Source organism: Anabaena sp. 54 (genome assembly GCF_017355725.1).
Taxonomy (GTDB): Bacteria; Cyanobacteriota; Cyanobacteriia; order Cyanobacteriales; family Nostocaceae; genus Dolichospermum; species Dolichospermum heterosporum.
In genome coordinates this window covers 56,392-73,166 of the sequence record NZ_JAAVWA010000026.1, presented here as the reverse complement: position 1 = coordinate 73,166, position 16,775 = coordinate 56,392, and the positions used below count along the sequence as shown (strand labels likewise).

15 protein-coding genes are annotated in these 16,775 nt (G+C 36.3%); 5 read left to right on the top strand and 10 right to left on the bottom strand.

Annotated features, from left to right (window positions below; all coding sequences use genetic code 11):
* Window positions 1-216: 216 nt before the first annotated feature.
* The 7 genes from HEQ36_RS19755 to HEQ36_RS19725 all read right to left on the bottom strand — a co-directional run bounded on the left by HEQ36_RS19755 (window position 217) and on the right by HEQ36_RS19725 (window position 10,763).
* On the bottom strand, window positions 217-666 hold the full coding sequence (locus tag HEQ36_RS19755) for a phosphate-starvation-inducible PsiE family protein (RefSeq protein WP_039201143.1): 450 nt from the start codon (window positions 664-666) through the stop codon (window positions 217-219).
* A gap of 669 nt (window positions 667-1,335) precedes the next feature.
* On the bottom strand, window positions 1,336-3,516 hold the full coding sequence (locus HEQ36_RS19750) for a molybdopterin oxidoreductase family protein (RefSeq protein ID WP_168636703.1): 2,181 nt from the start codon (window positions 3,514-3,516) through the stop codon (window positions 1,336-1,338).
* Between the two features lie 261 nt (window positions 3,517-3,777).
* Window positions 3,778-4,617 carry a nitrate ABC transporter ATP-binding protein gene (locus HEQ36_RS19745; protein ID WP_168636704.1) on the bottom strand — a complete coding sequence of 280 codons (840 nt, stop codon included), beginning with the start codon at window positions 4,615-4,617 and terminating at the stop codon, window positions 3,778-3,780.
* Window positions 4,618-4,799: 182 nt separating this feature from the next.
* Window positions 4,800-6,773, bottom strand: a complete 1,974-nt coding sequence (locus tag HEQ36_RS19740) for a nitrate ABC transporter ATP-binding protein (protein WP_168636705.1) — start codon at window positions 6,771-6,773, stop codon at window positions 4,800-4,802.
* Window positions 6,774-6,825: 52 nt separating this feature from the next.
* The gene (ntrB, locus tag HEQ36_RS19735) at window positions 6,826-7,668 is read right to left on the bottom strand and encodes a nitrate ABC transporter permease (protein WP_053539150.1); all 843 of its coding nucleotides are present in this window, start codon (window positions 7,666-7,668) and stop codon (window positions 6,826-6,828) included.
* Window positions 7,669-7,805: 137 nt separating this feature from the next.
* Complete coding sequence (locus HEQ36_RS19730) at window positions 7,806-9,128, bottom strand: CmpA/NrtA family ABC transporter substrate-binding protein (protein WP_053539151.1); 1,323 nt, start codon at window positions 9,126-9,128, stop codon at window positions 7,806-7,808.
* Between the two features lie 87 nt (window positions 9,129-9,215).
* A complete protein-coding gene (locus tag HEQ36_RS19725; protein ID WP_168636706.1) occupies window positions 9,216-10,763 on the bottom strand; it encodes a ferredoxin--nitrite reductase in 1,548 nt (515 codons plus the stop codon).
* 662 nt (window positions 10,764-11,425) lie between these two features.
* Here HEQ36_RS19725 and HEQ36_RS19720 point away from each other — a divergent pair.
* The gene (locus tag HEQ36_RS19720; protein ID WP_168636707.1) at window positions 11,426-12,544 is read left to right on the top strand and encodes a hypothetical protein; all 1,119 of its coding nucleotides are present in this window, start codon (window positions 11,426-11,428) and stop codon (window positions 12,542-12,544) included.
* A 128-nt stretch (window positions 12,545-12,672) separates the two neighbouring features.
* Here HEQ36_RS19720 and HEQ36_RS19715 read toward each other — a convergent pair whose 3' ends face one another.
* Window positions 12,673-13,158: a DUF3368 domain-containing protein gene (locus HEQ36_RS19715; protein ID WP_168636708.1), complete on the bottom strand. Its 486-nt coding sequence runs from the start codon at window positions 13,156-13,158 to the stop codon at window positions 12,673-12,675.
* Window positions 13,159-13,163: 5 nt separating this feature from the next.
* Window positions 13,164-13,400, bottom strand: a complete 237-nt coding sequence (locus HEQ36_RS19710) for a UPF0175 family protein (RefSeq protein WP_027400660.1) — start codon at window positions 13,398-13,400, stop codon at window positions 13,164-13,166.
* Window positions 13,401-13,761: 361 nt separating this feature from the next.
* Between HEQ36_RS19710 and HEQ36_RS19705 the strand changes: the two genes are divergently transcribed.
* Together HEQ36_RS19705 and HEQ36_RS19700 are read left to right on the top strand one after the other, a co-directional pair.
* Window positions 13,762-14,010 (top strand): helix-turn-helix domain-containing protein, encoded by a 249-nt coding sequence (locus HEQ36_RS19705; protein ID WP_168636985.1) that lies wholly within the window; start codon window positions 13,762-13,764, stop codon window positions 14,008-14,010.
* Window positions 14,007-14,750, top strand: a complete 744-nt coding sequence (locus tag HEQ36_RS19700) for a restriction endonuclease (RefSeq protein WP_168636986.1) — start codon at window positions 14,007-14,009, stop codon at window positions 14,748-14,750. Before HEQ36_RS19705 ends, HEQ36_RS19700 begins: the two co-directional genes overlap by 4 nt.
* Here the strand turns inward: HEQ36_RS19700 and HEQ36_RS19695 are convergent.
* The gene (locus tag HEQ36_RS19695; RefSeq protein ID WP_168636987.1) at window positions 14,707-15,900 is read right to left on the bottom strand and encodes a DNA cytosine methyltransferase; all 1,194 of its coding nucleotides are present in this window, start codon (window positions 15,898-15,900) and stop codon (window positions 14,707-14,709) included. The genes HEQ36_RS19700 and HEQ36_RS19695 overlap by 44 nt on opposite strands.
* Before the next feature lie 251 nt (window positions 15,901-16,151).
* On the opposite strand from HEQ36_RS19695, the gene HEQ36_RS19690 reads away from it, so the two are divergent.
* Window positions 16,152-16,367: a hypothetical protein gene (locus HEQ36_RS19690; RefSeq protein WP_168636988.1), complete on the top strand. Its 216-nt coding sequence runs from the start codon at window positions 16,152-16,154 to the stop codon at window positions 16,365-16,367.
* Window positions 16,357-16,761: a PIN domain-containing protein gene (locus tag HEQ36_RS19685; RefSeq protein WP_168636989.1), complete on the top strand. Its 405-nt coding sequence runs from the start codon at window positions 16,357-16,359 to the stop codon at window positions 16,759-16,761. The genes HEQ36_RS19690 and HEQ36_RS19685 overlap by 11 nt, the downstream gene beginning before the upstream one ends.
* Window positions 16,762-16,775: the final 14 nt, after the last annotated feature.

Here is a 16,775-nt window from a genome sequence, read left to right as displayed (position 1 = left end):
CCTACCCCCCTACATCCCCTACCCCCCCTACATCCGGGTTGACAGACTACTAGATTTTTATTGTTACCCCCCTTTACAAAGGGAAAGGGGGTAAAAGGTGTCAGGTATATTTTTAGTTCTTGAAAATCTAACACTTTCATATCTGGGAGCTTGAGAATTTGATCTACAGAAAATGGACAAGGTATTGAATAAATTACCTATTATTGCAAAGTTATTTTATTTTTGGTTACTACTCCGAATTATCCAATAACTAATGGATAGGGCAAGAATCGCAATCCCCAAACCAATAATTTCTATACCTTCAGTTACTTTTAAATCAAGAATAATAATTTTTCTAGCAATAGCAATTAAAGAAGTGACAATAACTAATTCAACTTGTAAAACGTGCTTTTTGAGGTAGCCAGTAATATTTTCTAGTATTTCTAAAGCAATTAAAACATTAAGAAATAAACCGAAAATTTGAAACAATGTCTTGCTAAAACTACCTTCTTTTGGAGAAAGTATTTCCTGAAAAATAAATATTGCTAAATCACCAAGGGTGGCAAAAATTACTATTATCATAAAGAGAGATAGTAATTTGGCAACTATTACCTCGACAATTTCGATCAGGTGAATAAAGCTTTTATCACTGGTAAGTTCTAGAAAATTTTTAATGAATTTTCTCATTTGATACTCCTTGATTAAAATTAAATTGGAAATTACGAATATAAAACAAAAATCCTGTAGATAAATCTCAAGGATCAAAAATCATAAATATATTTTCTACTTTCACAAACTTGTCAGTTCCAGAAAGTGCTTTTAAAAGTAATAAACCATTACTTAGATTTTAAGATTAATCATGATCATTCTTGTACAATTTAGGCATCTAAAAATACAATCATAAGAACACCCGGTAAGTGGGAAACGAGCGCGTCTTTAGACCTGAGAGGGAAACGACACGAGCGGTTTTAACCGCTGTGGATATTAAAATTGAAACCAGATTTTTGATTGGAATCTGGAAACCAACTCCCATTTCTGGGGTAATGTTAGCTAGATGCCTCCGGCACGCTGGCGCGAACGACCTGTTATAAGAGCTTGCTTGAGCTTGCAACACTGTTCCAGTGACCTTAGAACTGTTTAATCACAAGCGACAGAGCAGGGAACTAGCTTCGCATTCCGGGGTGTCGTGACTCAAATAACGGCTACCATGAGAGTAAACTCAGGGTGGTCTGGTCAGTACGGCTTGCTTGATTACTCTTGCAAGCCCAGTCCCTTTAGGGCTGGGTTACTGACAACCATTTATAATTAACAATAGATGAAGTAGTAAATTCCCAATTCGGGAATATAGTTAAAAGCTTACCATTGGGAAGACTGAAATTGATAATTTTTAACAGTAGATTCTACAGGGATTGGTACTAATTGCACAGCACAGGCTTTTAATTCTGGTTGCAGGGAAACAGGACAGGCTTCTGAATGAGTAAGAGTATTAGCTTCTGCATCATCTGCCCATAGCTTACCCCAGTGCATAGGAACAAAGACAGTACCGGGAGAAATAGCTTTTGTGACTTTAGCAGGAAACTTAGTTTTACCACGACGCGATCGCACTTCTAACCACTGATTATCAATAATACCTAAAGCAGCGGCATCACGGGGATGAATCTCGATAAATGGTTGCGGGTGCAGTTTGCGAATTTTCTCAATTCTGCCGGTGCGTGTTTGTGTATGCCAATGACCATACAATCTACCAGTAGTTAATATAAAAGGATAATTATCATCAGGTGGTTCAGCAAGTCCTTTTGAATAATATGCACCAAACTGGGCGCGTCCATCATTTGTGTGAAAGCGTAAATTAGTATATAGGCGCTTAATTTCTGAATTACTACCTTGTGGATAAGGCCAATGAGTTGGACCTTGTGCGGCTAAAAACCCATGACTTAAACCCGACATATCACAAGGACGCTGACGAGTTAATTGAACAAATTCAGCATAAACTTCCGCAGAATTATTAAAAGTAAACTTATCAGTAAAACCTAATCTTTTTCCTACTTCTGCGAAGATTTCCCAATCAGGTTTTGCTTCTCTTGGTGGTTCCCGAAAAGCCGAACATAGAGTTACCCTTCTTTCCGAATTAGTCATAATCCCAGTTTTTTCACCCCACTGCGCCCCAGGTAATAAAACATGAGCATAAGCCGATGTTTCTGTTGGGTAATAAGCATCTTGATAAATAGTAAAAGGAGATTTTAATAACGCCTTTTTCGTTCTTTCCAAATCTGGCATACTCACAGCCGGATTAGTCGCAGCAATCCATAATAAACCTACATTTCCAGTTTCCAAACCGGTGATCATTTCCCAAGCAGTTAAACCAGGAACAGGGGAAATCTGTCCTTTTTCTAAACCCCAAAAATTCTCAACTTCCGCCCGATGTTGGGCATTTTTTACCAACCGATAACCCGGTAGTAAATGGGATAAACCTCCCGCTTCTCTGCCACCCATAGCATTAGGTTGACCAGTTAAAGAAAAAGGACCTGCACCAGGTTTACCGATTTGTCCCGTCATTAAATGTAAATTAATAATAGTTCTAACTTTAGCCGTACCTTCAGAAGATTGATTAACACCCATTGACCATAAAGAAAGTACAGATTTAGATTTTCCCCAATATTTAGCAGCCGTTTCTAAATCTTCAATACTAATACCACAACGACTCGCCACTACCTCCGGAGAATAATGCCGAATTACCTCAGCATAAGCCGGAAAATTGCTAGTACAATCATCAATAAAAGCTAGATCAACATAATTCCATTTCATTAATAAATAGGCAATACCATTTAACAAATCAATATCTGTACCCGGACGAATAGCTAAATGTAAATCGGCTGCTTCGGCCGTTGGGGTACGCCGAGGGTCAACCACAACCATTTTAACATGGCGATTTTTTTTATGATATTTTGCTAACCGATTAAAAATAATGGGATGACATTCCGCCGTATTTGTACCAATTAAAAAAGCACAATCAGTTAATTCTAAATCATCGTAACAGCAAGGAGACCCATCAGCACCAAAACTTTGAATGTACCCAGATACCGCACTAGACATACACAACCGGGAATTAGCATCGAAATTATTAGTTCCTAAACAACCTTTGAGTAACTTTTGAGCAATATAATAATCTTCAGTTTGAAATTGTCCAGAACCATACATACAGATAGAATCTGTAGCTTGATTCAAGTGCAATGTTTGAATCCGTTGGGTAATAATATCAAAGGCTTCATTCCAACTCACACGCCGAAATTCTGCATCTAACGAATCGCGTACCATTGGATGATGCAATCTACTTTTATCCAAAGATTCAGCAATAGTTGCACCTTTAACACATACCATTCCTTGACTAGAAGGATGAGATTTATCACCCCTAACTCGCCAAATAGGAATTCCTTCACTATCTCGATTTGTGGCTTTTCCATATTGGGCTGGTGCAGAAACTTCTAAACCGCAACCAACACCGCAATAAGGACAAAGTGTTTTGGTAAATTCATTCATGATATTTATGGGATTTCACACTATTGTGCAAAATTTTTTATGAGAAACGAACCGCAGAGGACTCAGAGATAATTTCATAAGAGGAGAAATATTTTTAATTTCTGGTTTTTTGTATTCTTGCCTTTGCGTCTCTGCGCCTTTGCGTGAGATATTTATTTTTCTGCTATTAAAATCGGTTGAGGATTAATTATTTCGGCTTCATTTTCTTTATCAGATACAAATGGTTCTTTGGGGACTTTTCCCAATTACGTATTATGCCAATTACTCATCAACATGAGCGCAGCGACGATAGAGGAAGTCTAAGGCATAGTTTCGTAGGTTGTAATATTCTGGATTTTCCATAATTCGGCGACGGTTACGAGGACGAGAAAAGGGTATTTCTAATATTTCGCCAATATTTGCTGCTGGTCCATTTGTCATCATCACTAATTTATCTGCGAGGAAAAGTGCTTCATCAATATCATGGGTGATCATCAAAACTGTGATTTGATGTTCTGACCAAATTTGCAGGAGTTCTTCCTGTAATTCTTCTTTGGTGATGGCATCTAAAGCACCGAATGGTTCATCTAAAATCAGGAGTTGGGGACGGATGGCTAAGGCACGGGCTATAGCTACTCTTTGTTTCATTCCTCCAGATATTTGACTGGGTTTCTTTTGGGCTGCTTCTGTTAGTCCTACCATTGCTAAATGTTCTCTGACTATTGCCCGTTTTTCCGATTTGCTTTTGTGAGGAAATACGGAATCAACACCTAAATAAACATTATCAAAAACATTTAACCAAGGTAGTAAACAATAGTTTTGAAATACCATCATTCGGTCTGGACCGGGTTCGGTTATGGGTTGACCTTGTAACCACACGACCCCGTTGGTAGGTTTATTAAATCCAGAAACCATGTTGAGCAGTGTTGATTTTCCACAGCCGGAATGGCCAATTAAACAAATAAATTCACCTTCACTAACTTTGAGGTTAATGTCATCTAGGACGGTGTATGATCCTTTATCAGTGGGGTAAATTTTGTTGACACCATCAATTACTAAGAAGTCTTCTTTTTTCTGGGTTTGTAATTGTTGAATTTTGTTATTATAGTTTACTGTTGTCATGATATTTTTGGTAATAGGGAATGGATAATTGGTAATAACAATTGAGAATTGACAACTGATACCATTTCTTTATGAGGCTACGCTTAATTTTGTAACCTTATCTTTTTCTTCTCTGTGTCCTCTGCGCCTCTGCGGTTCGTTCCTTTTTAAATTTGGCGCATCTTTATACAGAATTGGTATGACTAGATAAATACTTCTTCTACTCGAAGCTGGCGTTTAATTTCCAAACTTTTTAGATATTCTATTGGTTCAGAAGGATTAAAGACTTTGCCATCAAATAATTGAATTGTTTCTTCCCTACCAATATCTAAAATGCCTCTTTCTCGTGCGGCTGCACCAAATATATCTGGACGGCAAACTCTGTCAATGACTTCTACCCAGTTTTTGGGGAAAGCTACTAAACCCCAACGGGCTAATTGAGTTAAAATCCATAGCATTTCATGACGATCCGGATAGTTGGCTTTGTTGAAATAAAACTGATGGGAAGTTTGGGGTTGGTTGTGATTACCATGCTTGTAATTGTCTATTAAACCTGGAGGAAGATGAAGGGAATTACTACCAAGATAGTCAGGTTGAGAAATTAATTTGAGAACTTCTTCCCGGTTGCGAATATCATCGCAATATTCACAAGCTGCTAATAAGGCTTTGACTAATGCTAGATGTGTTTGGGGATTTTCCAGCGCCCAATTTTCTCTTACTCCTAATACTTTGTCTGGATGTCCATGCCAAAGTTCTGAGGTGATAGCAATAATAAAACCCAAATTCTGATCAACTGCGTGAGAGTTCCAAGGTTCACCGACACAGTAACCATCAATTTTTCCTTCTTGGAGGGCAGTTACCATCTCTTGTGGTGGAATTACCATCAAACTAACATCTACATCAGGTTTAATTCCACTTGCTGCTAACCAATAGCGCAATAATAGGTTTTGCATGGATGCGGGATGGACAATTCCCAAAGTATGGGTTTTGTCTAAGTCAGCCTTAATAATGGCTTGAAAGTCTGTTAAGTTTTTTACTCCACTGTTGAATAATTCTTGGCTGAAAGTAATGGCGCTACCGTTGCGAGAAAGGGTCATGGCTGTTACCATTGACACCGGATTTTTACCTCCTGCACCTAATGTCAGGGCTAGGGGCATACCTGCAACCATTTGGGCGGCATCAAGTCTACCAGTTACTACACCTTTCCCTATGTCTTTCCAGCTAGTTTCGCTGTTTAGGTTGACTTCTAAACCATATTTGGCAAAGAAACCTTTTTCTTTTGCAATTATTAAGGGTGCAGCTTGAGTCAGGGGAATATAGCCAATTTCCAAATGAACTTTTTCTAAGTTGTTGTTAGAAATAATAGCAGGTGCAGTAGGTTGTTTCTGGCGTTTTTTTGCTTTTTTTTGTTGATTGAGAAAGTAAATTATTTCGTTCCGTAAGTTATAGTAAAAAGGATTGTTAACTACTTCTAAACGGTGACGGGGACGGGGAATAGGTACTTCGATAATTTGGCCAATGTGTGCTTCTGGTCCATTGGTCAACATCACAATGCGATCGCTTAATAATAATGCCTCATCAACATCATGGGTCACCATCACACAGGTAATTCTGTGTTGATTACATATTGTCATTAATTGCTCTTGTAAATTGCCCCTTGTCAATGCATCCAAAGCACCAAAAGGTTCATCTAACAATAATAACTTGGGACGGGTAGCTAAGGCACGAGCGATCGCAACTCGCTGTTTCATTCCCCCGGATAATTCACTAGGACGCTTATTAGTTGCCCGTCGTAAACCCACCATATCAATATGTTCTTCTATTATTCCCCGACGTTCTCCTTTAGGTAGATTTTGATGGACTTCATCTACAGCCAAGGCGATGTTTTCCCTTACAGTTAGCCAAGGAAGTAAGGAGTAATTTTGAAAAACCACCATTCTATCAGGACCTGGTTCTCTCACTTCCCGACCTGCCAAAGTTACACCACCAATACTAGCTTGATCTAAGCCAGCAATAATATTTAGTAAGGTGGATTTACCACAACCAGAATGTCCAATTAAAGAAACAAATTCACCTTCAGAAATTTTTAATTCAATATTTTTTAAAGCAATATATTTGCCACCATTGGGGAGGTCAAATATTCGGTCTACATGGTCAATTTCTAAAAAAGTATTCATGATGAATGGTAATGGATAATTGGCAATCTCAGAAATTACGACGAACTAAGAATTATTTTTGTTCTGTTGTGACAACTTTATTAGCAACAAAAGCCACCATTCTATCTAAAACTAATCCCACTAAACCGACATATACCAAGGCGATAATAATCTCGCTCATATTAGTTTCGGTAGTTGTGTTATAGGCATCCCAAATAAACGAACCAATACCCACACCACCAACTAACATTTCCGCCGCGACAATTGCCAACCAAGATAAACCTATGCCAATTCTTAACCCGGTAAAAATATAAGGAACAGTTGCCGGAAACACAATCTTCAAGAAATAACTGCTCTTCTGCAAACGCAAAACACGAGCGACATTTACATAATCTTGAGGAATATTCTGCACGCCCACAGTTGTATTAATCACAATCGGCCAAATCGAAGTAATAAAAATCACGAAAATTGCCGAAGGATTAGCTTGTTGGAAAGCCGCTAAAGAAATTGGTAACCAAGCTAAGGGAGGGATAGTTCTTAATACCTGAAAAATCGGATCTACAGCATTATAAAGAAAAGTATTAGAACCAATTAATATTCCTAAAACAACCCCGACAACTGCTGCTAGAGAAAAACCTAAAGCAACCCGTCCTAAACTTGTCAATATTTGCCAGCCTAAACCCTTATCACTGTCACCATTATCGAAAAAAGGATGGATAACAAAAGGGTCCCAAGTTTCCCGAATTGTTTCTATCGGTCCAGGTAATTGAAAACTAGGAATTAAACAAAGTAATTCCCATAACACCAGAAAAACAAATAATCCAAACAGCGGCGGTATAACCTTGTTAATCAAAAACTTATTAATTACCTTCTGCTGTTTACTACTAACTCTACGACTTCCAACAATAGCAGCCATTTATTTCTCCTAAGTAAAATATTAAAAATCTCTTTTCCTTCTCTTCTCTGCGGCTTTGCGCCTCTGCGTGAGCCTCAAAAATCTAATTAATCTAGTAAATTTCGTTGGGTTACACTTTCGCTGAACCCAACCGACAATTACACCTTCTTAATTTGCAAACTCTTTAAATATTCCTCTGGTTTTTCAGGGTCAAATTTAACCCCATCAAAAAATGTTTCCACACCGCGAGAAGAACTTGCTGGAATTTCCGCAGCAGCCACACCCAAAGCCTTAGCAGCTTGTTTCCATATATCTTCTCTATTGACCTGATCAACAATTTCCTTCACTTTTGTATCTTTAGGTAAATAACCCCAACGAATTTCTTCAGTTAAGAACCAAGTATCATGACTTTTATAGGGATAAGAAGCATTATCTTCCCAATATTTCATGCGATATGCAAAGTTTTGCTCTTTGCGTCCATCACCATAATCAATATTACCTTTAGCCCGTTCTAAAATATCAGCTACGGCGACATTAAAGTATTTCCTATCAGCGCAGATTTTACACATTTCTTCTTTGTTTTCTGCCTGATCACACCATTGTTGTGCTTCCATAATTGCCATTAATAATGCTTGTGTAGCATTGGGATTTTTATCAACCCAATCTTGACGCATAGCAAAGGCTTTTTCTGGATGGTTATTCCATAGTTCACCTGTAGATAAAGCTGTATAACCTAATTTTTGACTTACCAATTGAGCATTCCAAGGTTCTCCTACACAAAAAGCATCAACAGTTCCAACTTTCATATTTGCTACCATTTGTGGTGGTGGTACTGCTTGCAAAATTACATCTTGATCAGGATTAATACCCCCTGCTGCTAACCAATAGCGCATCCATAAATCATGAGTACCACCGGGAAAAGTCATAGCAACTTTTATAGATTTTTTATCGGCTTTGGCTTTATTTACAGACTCTTTTAGTAATTTACTTTGTAAACCAACTTTCAAATCTTTGAATTTTTCAGCAACTGAAATCGCTTGACCATTGATATTTAACCGCGCCAAAAGATACATTGGCACTTTATCATTCATGGTCAACAGATAGGGCATAGGGGTAAGAATATGTGCGCCATCAATACCACCACCAGATGAGCCAATTTTTAAGTTATCGCGGGTGACTGGCCAGGATTTTTGTTTGCTGACTTCTACATCAGTCATACCATATTTAGTAAAGAAACCTTTTTCTTTAGCAATAATTAAAGGTGCGGAATCTGTTAAAGCAATAAATCCTAATTTGGCTGTGGTTGTTTCAACTTTTGGGGCATTACTAACTTTGGAATTATTAGCTAGTTTGCTATTGGAAGAAGCACTATCTGTTTTTACTGAATCAGAGTTACTAGATGAACAGCCGTGCGCCAAGATAGAAGTTACGGTTGCTACACTTGAGGTAATAATAAATTTTCTGCGAGAAATATTGCTCATGGGAAACTCTTGATTAATTTTAATTTGGGTTTGCAGTTATCTCTGGATTTTGGCGATTAAATTAATTTAAGGAGGAATCAAAGCCTGTTACTTAAGTTTTGCACCAAATTTATGAATAAGTAAATCTCTTAATATGGGTTGTAAGTCTTCGCAGGGAATACTTTTTTTAACACAAGTTCCTAAATGTGCATCTTTCCCGACTGTTCCACCCATATAAATATCCACACCTTCTAACATTTGTCCATTTTTACGCACTTTAGTTCCCATTAAGCCAATATCTGCTACTTGGGGCTGTCCACAGGAGTTAGGGCATCCTGTCCAATGAATTCGCACAGGACGTGATAAAGTTAGTTCAGATTCCAATGATTTTATCATTGCTAAGGCACGATTTTTGGTTTCTATCAAGGCAAAGTTGCAAAATTGTGCGCCTGTACATGATACTAGCGATCGCATTAATAAGCCAGGATTAACTGAAAATTTCTCTAATACTGATTCTGTGAAAAATGCTGTTAAACCGGAATCAGGAATATTCGGGATAATGATATTTTGTTCAACGGTAAACCGGATTTCTCCACTTCCATAAACTTCAGACAATCGGGCAATTTCAAACATATCATCAGCAGACAATCTTCCCACGGGAATATTTAAACCTGCGTAGTTAAATCCAGATTGTTTTTGTTTATATATGCCCACATGATCCCGTTTTTCCCAGTCAATTTGATCTTTATCTACTGCGGGTAATAATGATTGACCAAAACGTTTTTCTACTTCGGCGCGGAATTTTTCTATCCCCCATTCATCAAGTAGCCACATTAGCCGGGCTTTTAGTCTATTTGCGCGTAAGCCATGATCTCGGAATATCTCGACAATGACTTTGGATAATAATACAACTTGGGCGGGCAATACCCAAACATTCAGAGGAATGGCTGCTTCACAACGCTTTGCGGAAAATAAACCGCCGACAATGACGTTAAAACCAAAGATTGGGACTTGATCTTCATTTCCCCAAAAAGCGGGAATAAAGGCTAAATCATTAATTTCTGCGTGAACTGAATTATCTCTTCCTCCAGTAATTGCAATATTAAATTTCCGGGGAAGATTGCTAAATTCTGGATTACCTTCACCATTATTAGTCAGCATATCTTGGATTTGCTGGACTAATTCTCTGGTATCATAAAACTCATCTGCATCCAAACCCGCGACAGGATCACCTGTAATATTACGGACGTTATCCATCCCCGATTGGATAGTAGTCAATCCGACTTTGTGAAATTTATTAAAGATATCGGGAATATCTGCCAAATTGATCCCGCGTAGTTGTATATTCTGTCTGGTGGTAATATCGGCGCTGCCATTTTCACCGTAACGCTGTACCACTTCTGCGAAAGCAGACATTTGATTGCTGTTGAGAATGCCGTTAGGTAGACGCATTCGCATCATGAATTTACCGGGAGTGACAGGACGAAAAAATACACCTAACCATTTTAGGCGATGGTTAAGGTCGTTTTCGTCCATTCCTTCCCAACCAATTTGGGCAAAATTCTCTATTTCGTTTTTAACTGCGAGTCCGTCTTTTTCGGCTTTGAATTTCTCGAATTTATTGAGTTTGTCTGTGGTAGTTGCTGTTTCTATCATTATGCTTTTTTTGGGGAAACAGGACTGAATTAACTGTGTATCCGTGTTCTTATCGGTTTTGTACTTGCCACTTTGGGGAAATAACTGATAGTAGTTTCCTGGTTGGTGGTGTAACAGTTGCGATGTTGTTAAGTTAGTGTAATTTTTGATGACAGTTCGTATAGTAGGTTACTAAATTTGAGAGATTATGCAAAAAACGGATATAGTGATTGCTGTTTGTGCATGATAAGTGTGAGTTTATGGATATAAGCGATAATAATTGTATCAATATATATTTTCTTGCATCTTTAGCTAATAAAAATTAATGTGATTTAATTTATCAGTATGAGATATAAAAGCCTTGATTTAGCTATAAAAAAGTAATAAAAAGCGGGTATATTTATTACACATTTTTTAATGTATTCGGATTTATACGTAAATATGCAATATATAAATTCAATATTTTTCCTAAGTATTAGATATGTTGTAGCATTTTAATATTATTCTATGGTACTATAAATACTACATCAGTTTTCATGTGTTTATACTTGACTCTGATTCATACAGTTCTTTACGTCCTTGTGTTTACTCTTAGAAGTGATTGAGTAAAGCAAAATCAGTATGTGGTTAATTGACGTGAAAAATAGCTGTAATTACCAGTAATATTTACAGGATTAAAAGCAATGGGAAAACTAGGAGTAGATAGTCTCAATTCAACTGTTGAAGCTATCATAAACAATGAAAAAGAAAGAGGTACGATTATAGCAATTGCTACTTATACGGATCGTCAGCAAGTCTGTTTTTTAAAGCTAGGAAAAGATCAAAAGAAAAATCATGGAGAATGGATTCCTGTATCTGCTTTAGCTGGCTTCAAAGATCCTCTGCTACCCGTAAATGATTCATATTTAGCCAAAAAACAAGCAAAAGAAGATATTGACTTTTTACTTAGTTACACTCAAAAAATTAGCAGAGATATTAGCAATAAAGTTTCCTCTGATCTGGAATTAATCTCTAGAGCAATTAAAGAGTTCCAAATATTAGCAGAAGAAGATATAACAGATAAAGAAAATATTTCTTTAGCTAAATCTAAACAATGGTTGAATGAATTAATAGAAAAATTTGGTAAAACCATTGATAGTATTACGGATACGATTAATCGCTACTTGAATAAATATTGGCTACCACGTTTAGTCAGCGTTTTTAATAAATTAGCAGATGCAGAATTAGCAAAAGCAAAACAAGAAGTAATAGATTTGCGAAAAGAATATCCTGATTATCAACCTTCACAAATTGCTCAAGAATTAATCACCGAAAAAACTATTTTTGCTACAACAACTGGAATTATTTCTGATGGATTAAAAATAGTAAATCCTATAATTGCAGAAATAGTTGATTTAACTAAGAATGTAGGTTTATTAGTAGAAATGGTTTATCAAATAGGTATTACCTATGGGTTTGAAGAAATAGAAGATGGGGAAATTCTAGGTATTCTTGCTACAGCATTCACAGCAGAAAGATTGAGACAGCTAGGATTAGAAATTTTGTTAAAACAAGTTCCATTTGTTAATTTAATGATTACTGCTTCAAGCAATATTGCTTTATTTCAATTAGTAGGATTTACGGCTTGTAAATATTATGAAGCTAAAGCTAATAAAGAAGCTAATCCTTTAACTTCTAAAGAAGCATATTTGAAGCTGGAACAACAATTAGATGCTTATCTTACAAAAACTTTAAGTGAAAAAGACAAGCTAAATAAATTGTCTCTTGAAGTGATAGCAATTAGACAAGAAGTAGTTATGTAGTTAAATTAATTAACAATTACCTACCAGGAGGCTCTGCCTCCAATCCCAGAATACAGGCTACTTTACCCGATTTTGTGCTAATAGAAGAAATTGGTAATGGGTAATTAGTTTTTACCTGTTACCTATTATCATTCACCAACAATTGATAAAATACGATTATAAAGAGAGGGACTAACCCAAAATTTAGCTGTATTGATTAAATCATCAAGAATAGGTTTAACTAATGGAATTAATTTCTGACGTTTTGCCTCAATTAAAATTCCTAAAATACCTGTTATCTTTAAGTTATATTCTGTTGCTGTTTGTCTGCCTAATTGTTCATCTATAATTAGCCAATCTGCATTTAACTCTAATGCTAAAGCTATTACCGAAGATTCTCCTTCATCCAATTTGCTTTTTAAAGATTGTACTAAACTAACATTATTAACAGGTTTTACAATAATCCAGTCATAAGTTTTGACTTCTTTTGCTCCTGGTATTGAATCTCCCCATTGTGTTAATTCTTGAAAAACTGCTGATGATATGATAATTTCTCCATAAAGTTGTTCTAATAATTGGATTTTTCCTATAGCTGATAGATTAGTAATAGGTGAAGTATTGCTAACTATGATCATAAATTTTAGATAATTCCCAAGTTTTTTAAATCAACCTCTAAATCAGTTTCATCATAATGAATATTAATGTTTCTCATAGCTAATTCATTTTGAAATTGTAGTAAAGGCATTTTAGCCAGTTGGGATGCTTTACCGATACTAATCTTTTTCCTTTGAAATAATAGAATAATCAATTCTAAAACTAATTCTTTTTCTGATAATCCACTGGCTTGGACAATATCTTCGGAAATGACTAGGCTCATTGAGATCCTCCTGTTGTGTTGAACCAAGTTTAGATTAATTATAACTTAACAGATTTTATTTATCGCCGAAACCAACGGATTATTTAGTTAAGAATTGCATGAATTTTTAGACATAGCATTAGAGCGTGTTTGAAAAGTCCCTCATGGTGTATCAAATATTTTTAGATCCCCCTAAATCCCCCTTGAAAAGGGGGACTTTGACTCTAGTTCCCCCCTTGCTAAGGGGGGAACTGTAAGTGCCTAAAATCACAACCTAAAACTTTTCAAACAACCTCTTAGATGTCAATAATAAATAATAAATTTCAAATAATGTGACACATAGTCCGTAGACTGATAGTCCATAAAAGCTCAAAATCAGCAGATGGATGAATCAAAACAAAAGACTCTTTATGCTTTAGGTTATCTAGTCAGACAACGCCGAACAGAGTTAGGAATTTCACAAGAGGAGTTAGGACTACGCGCTAACTTAGATCGTACATACATTTCCGGTGTGGAACGTGGAGTTAGAAATCCTTCCCTCACTGCTCTTGTAAGTCTTGCAGATGGCTTAGGTATTAGTGTTTCTGTTCTGCTGACAAATTTGGAAATCGAAGCCGATAGAATAAAATGACTGAACAAGAGTTGATAATAAAAATTCAAGAGCAACTTAAAAAAGCTCCAAAACAACTTCAAGCTTTCAATCTCCTATCTGATCAAAAATGGCATTGTCGAGAACATGAGATGACTCCAAAACTTGGATCTCGTCAACCTGCTGGTGGTGGTGGAATACAAGGTTTAGAGAGAGGTAATCGAAGTGGTAGGCGTGGTCTAGTCTTAGAAGAAAAAACCGAATATTGTGAGGTTTGTAATAATACAGGCAAATGGGATCGTTGGACAGGAGAAATCAAAGAAGCAAACGCTCCTGCTAATATTCCCCCCAAATTAGTTGAAATAATTCTAGAATTATATGCTTACACAGAAGTAGTAGAAGACAGACAGAGATATGCTCATGAGTTAGTTATTGATCATAGATTTCCTATGGAACGTTGGGGAAAAAGTGAAGCTCCACATTTAACCTCTATGAGTGAAACCGAAATTAGGAAAAAGTTTCAATTACTCAAGAAAGATGCGTCTGGAAATCATAATCTTTTAAAATCGAGAAGTTGTGAACGTTGTATAAAAACTGGTAAACGCGGTACACCTTTTGGTATTAAATTCTGGTATAAATCAGGTGAAAATTGGCCTTCCCAACATCAGCGAGGTGATGAAGCTGAGGAAGGTTGTATTGGTTGTGGTTGGTATGATTTTGAAACTTGGCGTAATGCACTTAACCAAAAACTATCTCAGGTTGATCAAAATGAGGTAAATTAGCAGATTGTCTTATGTTAATTGCAATATCATTTAAGTAAGGAATCAGTGCATAACCAATACACTCTGATAAACGTGGTGGTACAGCATTGCCAATTTGCCACATCGCTTTTTTCATACTACCTTCAAAAATAAACGAATCGGGAAATGTTTGTAATCTGGCCATTTCCCTAGCGGAAATCACGCGATTTAAATATGGATGAATATGTGTACCACCATGATTTTCTTTCACAGTCATACTTGGTTTACCAGGATATTGTCGTTTGAAAGCATCAACATATTTTGTATATAAAGAACCACCAGGAGGAACTTGAGCAAGACGTTCCATATACTCCTGTGAATGTTTGGTCCATTCGTGATTAATTTCCGATATTCGAGTGTATTCTGGTAAATCAGAAATTGCTGATTCAATAGGTTTGTATTCTTCTTGGTTTAATTGCGCTTGAGGATAAGGATTTGGCATTCCAAATCTATTAGCGATAAAAATAGCTCTTGGTCGAATTTGTGGGACTCCATAAGCCGCAGATTCCAGAATTGCCACAGAAATATGAGGATAACCAATAGACTCAAAAGCTTCAATAATTGCCGTCTTTATATCCCCTCTTTGAATTGTCAAAATACCTGGTACATTTTCCATCACTACATACCAAGGGCGTATTTCTGAAACAACACGCACAAATTCATAAAATAATCTATTTCGAGGATCTTTTGGATCACGTTTTCCGGCTACTGAAAATCCTTGACATGGTGGACCACCAACAACAATATTTACATCAGGTGAGCCGATTTGTTGCAGCCAATATTGGGGAGAAAATTGTTCAATATCTCCACAGAAATGATGACATTGTGGGAAATTTTTTTTGTGCGTAGCAGAAGCAATTGGACTAATTTCTACACTAGCCAATGGTGTGAATCCAGCTTGAAATAAACCTTGTGTGATTCCCCCAGCACCACAAAACAGATCCACAAAAGTATATTTAGATAATGGACTGGGTGGGGAACTAACATCAGTAAATATCTTATATGGATCAGATTTATCTTCATCTAGTTCGCGCTGAATACGCTCATAACGTCCTAATTTCGGCTTCTTTTGCTTTTGGCTAGGATTATGCTCATCCTCGTTAGGAAAAAAAGAAATTTGTGTTCCTTGCATTCGATAATTGACATGAATGTTTGCTGTGACATATAGTCTACAATACATCAATCATAGCAAAATTAGCAACCTAATCCTAAAAACGAGAAAATTTATCTCGTTATCTGACACAATCTATTACTTAGAAATTAACACTGGAGTAATGAACAAACATCACACAACTCAAAAATACTACTATGTACAAAACCAGAAAATTTCAAGAGTCATTTGCTATAATTGTGCTTAAGAATAGTTATTTTAGGTAAGTTACTATGATTACAAAACAAATGATTCAAGAGAAACTCAAAAATTTAACAGAAGAACAACTTAATCAAGTTTATGGGATTATTGAACAGTTAAGCGATGCAGAAAATGCTGTTAAAAAACCTAGTCTCATGTCCAAATTACGCAAAATTAAAATTGATGCTCCTGAAGATTTCTCGATTCAAGTTAGTGTTAGTTTAGGGAGAGATGTAAGTGAGGGATAAAATTTTTATTGATACGCTGTTTATTGTAGCCTTAATAAACAAACGGGATCAATATCATCTCAAAGCTTTAGAATTAGCTCAAAAATTTGAAAATTATCCTTTGATAACCACTGATGCAATTTTATTACAAGTTGGTAATGCTTTATCAAGTAATTATAAAAGTGAAGCAGTTGAATTAATGGAAACTTTTTTAAATTCTGATGATATAGAAGTTATCCGGTTAAATCCTGAATTATTTGAGGAAGCATTAAATTTATACAAACAACATCAAGATAAATCATGGGGTTTAGTTGATTGTGTTTCTTTTGTGGTCATGAAACAAAATAAAGTTACTCAAGCTTTAACTTTTGATAAGCATTTTATTCAAGCTAGTTTTCAAGCATTAATGAGATAATTAGGTATCGCATC